Annotated in this window: 6 protein-coding genes; 1 reads left to right on the forward strand and 5 read right to left on the reverse strand. The window is 58.6% G+C overall.

From position 1 onward, the window contains the following. Positions 1 to 79 precede the first annotated feature (79 nt). The 5 genes from ACW9HX_RS28755 to ACW9HX_RS28775 form a co-directional block, all read right to left on the reverse strand. Positions 80 to 781 carry an ABC transporter ATP-binding protein gene (locus ACW9HX_RS28755; protein ID WP_003222380.1) on the reverse strand — a complete coding sequence of 234 codons (702 nt, stop codon included), beginning with the start codon at positions 779 to 781 and terminating at the stop codon, positions 80 to 82. Next, positions 782 to 1549 carry a high-affinity branched-chain amino acid ABC transporter ATP-binding protein LivG gene (gene livG / locus ACW9HX_RS28760; protein WP_085712956.1) on the reverse strand — a complete coding sequence of 256 codons (768 nt, stop codon included), beginning with the start codon at positions 1547 to 1549 and terminating at the stop codon, positions 782 to 784. Further along, positions 1546 to 2802, reverse strand: coding sequence for a high-affinity branched-chain amino acid ABC transporter permease LivM (locus tag ACW9HX_RS28765; RefSeq protein ID WP_085712957.1), 1257 nt, complete (start codon positions 2800 to 2802; stop codon positions 1546 to 1548). The genes livG and ACW9HX_RS28765 overlap by 4 nt, the downstream gene beginning before the upstream one ends. Beyond that, positions 2799 to 3722, reverse strand: a complete 924-nt coding sequence (gene livH / locus ACW9HX_RS28770; protein ID WP_085729918.1) for a high-affinity branched-chain amino acid ABC transporter permease LivH — start codon at positions 3720 to 3722, stop codon at positions 2799 to 2801. Before livH ends, ACW9HX_RS28765 begins: the two co-directional genes overlap by 4 nt. 231 nt (positions 3723 to 3953) lie before the next feature. Continuing rightward, positions 3954 to 5081 (reverse strand): branched-chain amino acid ABC transporter substrate-binding protein, encoded by a 1128-nt coding sequence (locus tag ACW9HX_RS28775; protein ID WP_085712959.1) that lies wholly within the window; start codon positions 5079 to 5081, stop codon positions 3954 to 3956. Between the two features lie 352 nt (positions 5082 to 5433). Here ACW9HX_RS28775 and ACW9HX_RS28780 point away from each other — a divergent pair, with 352 nt between their 5' ends. Beyond that, a complete protein-coding gene (locus ACW9HX_RS28780; RefSeq protein ID WP_457383177.1) occupies positions 5434 to 5739 on the forward strand; it encodes a DUF2288 domain-containing protein in 306 nt (101 codons plus the stop codon). Positions 5740 to 5986 lie beyond the last annotated feature (247 nt).

Raw genomic sequence — 5986 nt, forward strand, 5'->3', positions numbered from 1 at the left:
AGCATTTTCTTTGAGCACCGCGCAGATTGCTAGGTTTTCACACAGTCTGCGAAGGCCGTTTTCTGTTTAACGCGATCGATCAACCGCCGAGGTACGCCTCGCGTACTTTCGGGTCGGTCAGCAGCGCTTCACCGGTGCCTTGCATCACCACCCGGCCGTTCTCCAGAACGTACGCACGGTCGGCGATTTTCAGCGCCTGGTTGGCGTTCTGTTCGACCAGGAACACCGTCACACCGTCCTTGCGCAGCTGTTCGATGATGTCGAAGATCTGCTGGATGATGATCGGTGCCAGGCCCAGCGACGGCTCGTCGAGCAGCAGCAGTTTCGGCTTGCTCATCAGCGCACGGCCGATGGCGAGCATTTGCTGTTCGCCGCCGGACATGGTGCCGCCGCGCTGGTTGAAGCGTTCTTTCAGGCGTGGGAAAAGTCCGAGAACCTTGTCCATCTGTTCCTGATAGTCGCCCTTGTCGGTAAAGAATCCGCCCATGGACAGGTTTTCTTCGACGGTCAGACGGGCAAACACCCGACGGCCTTCCGGCACCACGGCAATGCTCTTGCGCATGATCTGCGACGAGTCCTGGCCGACCAGTTCCTCACCCATGTAGCGGATGCTGCCACTGTGCGCCTGCGGCGAACCGCACAGCGTCATCAGCAGCGTGGATTTGCCGGCACCGTTGGCGCCGATCAGCGTCACGATCTCGCCCTGACGGACTTCGACGTTGACGCTGTGCAGGGCCTGGATCTTGCCGTAGAAGGTGGAAACGTTTTCGAACTGCAGCATTTACGCTTCCCCCAGGTAGGCTTTGATCACTTCAGGATTGTCGCGGATCTGTTCCGGCGTGCCGTCGGCCAGAGGCGTGCCCTGGTTGATCACGACGATGTGGTCGGAAATGCTCATGACCAGTTTCATGTCGTGTTCGATCAGCAGCACGGTCACGTTGTGCTCTTCACGCAGCACGCTGATCAGCGCCTTCAGGTCTTCGGTTTCCTTCGGGTTCAGACCGGCAGCCGGTTCGTCGAGCATGAGGATCCGCGGACGGGTCATCATGCAGCGGGCGATTTCCAGGCGACGCTGCTGACCGTAGGCCAGGGTGCCGGCCGGACGGTTGGCGAATTCCTTGAGGTTGACCTTGTCCAGCCAGTACTCGGCGTACTCCATGGCCTCGCGCTCGCTTTTGCGAAACGCCGGGGTCTTGAACAGACCGGCCAGGAAGTTGGTGTTCAGGTGACGGTGCTGGGCGATCAACAGGTTCTCGACCGCCGTCATGTCCTTGAACAACCGCACGTTCTGGAAGGTGCGCACCACGCCCTTGAGGGCGATCTTGTGGCCAGGCAGGCCTTCGATCGGCTCGCCATCGAGCTTGATGCTGCCGCCGCTCGGCTTGTAGAAACCGGTCAGGCAGTTGAACACGGTGGTCTTGCCCGCGCCGTTAGGCCCGATCAGCGCCACCACTTGTTTCTCTTTCACGGTCAGGGCCACGCCGTTGACCGCCAGCAGGCCGCCGAAGCGCATGCTCAGATTTTCGACTTTCAGGATCTCGCGGCTCATTTGCGCAGCTCCATGTGAGGACGTTGCATGGGCAGCAGACCTTGAGGTCGCCAGATCATCATCAGCACCATCAGGGCGCCGAACATCAGCATGCGGTACTCACTGAACTCACGCATCATTTCCGGCAACAGGATCATCACGACCGCGGCGAGTACGACACCCAGCTGCGAGCCCATGCCGCCCAGTACCACGATGGCGAGAATGGTCGCCGACTCGATGAAGGTGAAGGACTCCGGCGTCACCAGACCCTGACGGGCGGCGAAGAAGCTGCCGGCGAAACCTGCGAAGCAGGCACCCAGGGTGAACGCTGAAAGTTTGATGAGCGTTGGGTTCAGGCCCAATGCGCGGCAGGCGATCTCGTCCTCACGCAACGCTTCCCAGGCACGGCCCAGAGGCATGCGCAGCAAGCGGTTGATGACGAACAGCGCGAACAGCGCCAGGAACAACGCAACCAGGTACAGGAAGATCACCTTGTTGATCGAGTTGTATTCCAGGCCGAAGTACTCGTGGAACGTCTGCAAACCTTCAGCGGCTTTACGTTCGAAGGTCAGACCGAAGAACGTTGGCTTCTCGATGTTGCTGATGCCGTTCGGGCCACCGGTGATGTCGGTGAGGTTACGCAGGAACAGACGGATGATTTCACCGAAGCCCAGCGTCACGATCGCCAGATAGTCACCGCGCAGACGCAGTACCGGGAAACCGAGCAGGAAGCCGAAGGTGGCCGCCATCAGTCCGGCGATCGGCAGGCAGATCCAGAAGCTCAGACCGTAGTAGTGCGACAGCAGCGCATAACTGTAGGCGCCGACGGCATAGAAGCCGACGTAACCGAGATCGAGCAGGCCGGCCAGGCCGACCACGATGTTCAGGCCCAGGCCGAGCATCACGTAGATCAGCACCAGCGTGGCGATATCCACCGCGCCGCGAGAACCGAAGAACGGCCAGACCAGTGCACCGATGATCAACGCAATGATGATCCAGCGCTGGGTGGTCGGCAGGGTCAGGAAGCTGCTGGCCTTGGCCGGCATCTTTGGCAGGCTGGGCGAGGATTTCCAGGCCGCACCGATCTGCTGGTCGAACAACACTCGCAGGAACATCAATACCGAGCACACGGCGATGGTGATCAATGTCGAGGTACTGGTGCCATGCACTTCGAGGTTGATGCCGACGATGGTCAGCTTCAGACCGAGTACCGGGTAGGCCACCGCCCACACCAGCAGGGCGCTGAACAGCGCCTGTTTAAGATTCCTAGTCATACTTTCTCAACCTCCGGACGACCCAACAGGCCGGTTGGCCGGAACAACAGCACCAGAACCAGCAGGCCGAACGCCACGACGTCCTTGTACTGGTCGCCGAAGATATCGGCACCAAAGGCTTCCGCCACACCGAGCACCAGCCCGCCGAGCATGGCGCCGGGGATGCTGCCGATGCCGCCCAGTACCGCAGCGGTGAACGCCTTGAGGCCGACGAGGAAACCGGCGTTCGGGTTGATCACGCCGTATTGCATGCTCAGCAGCACGGCCGCGATGGCCGCCAGCGCAGCACCAATGACGAAGGTCAGGGCGATGATGTTGTTGGTGTTGATACCCAGCAGGTTGGCCATCTTGATGTCTTCGGCGCAGGCGCGACAGGCGCGACCCAGGCGAGAGCGGGAGATGAACAGCGTCAGGCCGAGCATGGCGACCAGGGTCACCACGAACACCACGATTTGCATGTAGGAAATCAGCACTTCATGTGCGCCACCCGGCCCGATGGAGAAGTTTCCGGGGATCAGGTTGGGGATGGATTTGTCCTTGGAGTCTTGCGCCAGCAGAACCGTGTTCTGCAGGAAGATCGACATACCGATGGCGGAAATCAGCGGGATCAGACGGTTGCTGCCGCGCAAGGGGCGGTAGGCGACCCGTTCGATGCTGTAACCGTAAGCACTGGTCACGACGATGGTTGCGAGAAAAGCGGCGGTCATCAACAGTGGAACACTGTCGAGTCCCATCATGGACAGCCCGGCGATGGCGATGAAGGCCACGTAGGAGCCGATCATGTACACCTCGCCGTGGGCGAAGTTGATCATTCCAATGATGCCGTAGACCATCGTATAGCCGATGGCGATCAGGGCATACGTGCTGCCAATGGTCATGCCATTAACCAGCTGTTGGAAGAAGTGATAGATGTCAGGCATTACAGCGCTCCTAAAAACCTGATACGCATTTCACTGGTGGAGTCATTTTCCCGCCCGGCCCCGTGGATCTTTATCCACTTCGAATCCGGGTTTTGCCAGCGAACCGCTGATGACGGTTTTGAGATTTTCAGGTGGGGAGACTGGCGGATCACGCCAGCGCGGCCCAATACATTCGTAAAACAAAGCCCACGGCACGCCGTGGGCTTTATTGGCAGTCAGTCAGGCAGCGCCTTACTGAGGCGAAACTTCGGTTTTAGGTTTGCCGAAGTGCCACTCGTAGACCACGAATTTGAAGTCCTTCAGGTCGCCCTTGGCGTCGAAGCTCAGGTCGCCGGTAGGGGTCTTGAAGGTGCCGGCGTGAATGGCGGCCGCCACTTTCGCAGGGTCTTCGGACTTGGCTGCGGTGATACCTTGGGCAATCACTTCAACCGCCGAGTAGGACGGGAACACGAACGGGCCGCTCGGGTCTTCTTTCTTCGCCTTGAAGTCTTCAGCCAGCTTCTGGTTGGCCGGATCCTGGTCGAAGGACTTCGGCAGGGTCACCAGCAGGCCTTCGGACGCATCCTTGGCGATCTGCGAGATGGAGTCGTTACCCACGCCTTCCGGACCCATGAACTTGGCTTTCAGGCCTTTTTCCTGGGACTGACGCAGGATCAGGCCCAGCTCAGGGTGGTAGCCGCCGTAGTAGACGAAGTCGACGTTGGCTTGCTTGAGCTTGGAGATCATCGAGGAGAAGTCTTTGTCGCCGGCGTTGACGCCTTCGAACACGGCAACCTTGACGCCTTTGCCTTCCAGGGTTTTCTTCACGGCGGTGGCGATGCCTTCGCCGTATTGCTGTTTGTCGTGCAGGACAGCAACGATTTTCGGTTTCACGTGATCGGCAATGTAGTTACCGGCGGCAGGGCCCTGGGCGCTGTCCAGACCGATGGTGCGGAACACCATTTTGTAACCACGGCTGGTGATGTCCGGGCTGGTGGCAGCCGGGGTGATCATGATCACGCCTTCGTCTTCGTAAACGTCCGAAGCAGGCTGAGTGGAGCTGGAGCACAGGTGACCGACCACGAATTTGACGCCGTCGTTGACGACCTTGTTCGCTACGGCTACCGCTTGTTTCGGATCGCAGGCATCGTCGTATTCAACGGCTTCGAGCTTCTTGCCATCGACGCCGCCCTTGGCGTTGATCTGTTCGATGGCCATTTTGGCGCCACTGAACTGCATGTCGCCGTACTGGGCTACTGGACCGGTTTTAGGGCCGGCGATACCGATCTTGATGGTGTCAGCTGCGAACGAATGGCTGGCAACCCCGGCCAGTACCATAGCGGCAAACAGTTTGGAAATCTGCTTAGTAGCCTTAGTCATAGTGCTCCACTCTTACTGTTGTATTTTTTTAGAGTCCTGACGCCGTAGCAGCAGAACCGGGCCAGATATCATCGCGATATCGTCCGGAAATGCCCCCGGCAACTGTACCGGTACAGTGTAGAGCGCCGGTTGTCGGCCTGGGAAGCTGGCGCCCAGGGGCAAATTCTGGAGATGTCGCTTTAATGAAAGAAAAAGACAGAATTGCGGCGGGACGTTCAGAGGGCTTATACCCCAATCATCAGCATTCCCTGGCCTTCCTGCTCTTTTCGTTCGGTACAGCCTTTTGCTACCGGGTTTTTCTGCCGAACCACCGACGTTATCATTCGCGCCGATTTCTTTTCCGGACAGTCCCATGAATCAAGAACCTAGCACCCTCTATGCCAAGCTGCTTGGTGAAACCGCATCTATTACCTGGAAAGAGCTGGAGCGCTTCTACGCTCAGGGTGCCCTATTGTGGGTCGACGCTGACCTGGATTTGATCGCCGTGGCCGAGGCCGTGGCATCGGATCAAGGCGAGAAAGTCGCTGCCTGGCTGGCCGAAGACAAGGTCGCCAAGCTGTCTGAAACGCGGGCGCTGGATATTTTTGAACGTGATCCAGAGATGTGGGCGGTGGTGGTCCGGCCATGGATTCTGGTCCAGGAAAGGGCGCCTGTCTGAAGGGTTGCACCTTGTTGGTGCGAAGAATCATCGAGAAAAAGTGTGTAGCCGAGTAGCGTGATGGCACGTTGCCGTAGAGAAATGCCACAAGCAGGGGTGGCATAACGGTGACGTAAACGTAACGGGCACAGTTTAGTAAGCAGCCTAACGGCTGCTTAATTGTTTCGGGATGTTGGAAAGGCTGAAATTTTCAGTGAATTTCAGGGCTCATCGCGAGCAGGCTCGCTCCCACTGGGAATGTTTTCCA

The sequence above is a fragment of the Pseudomonas sp. SDO52101_S400 genome, from assembly GCF_054071635.1.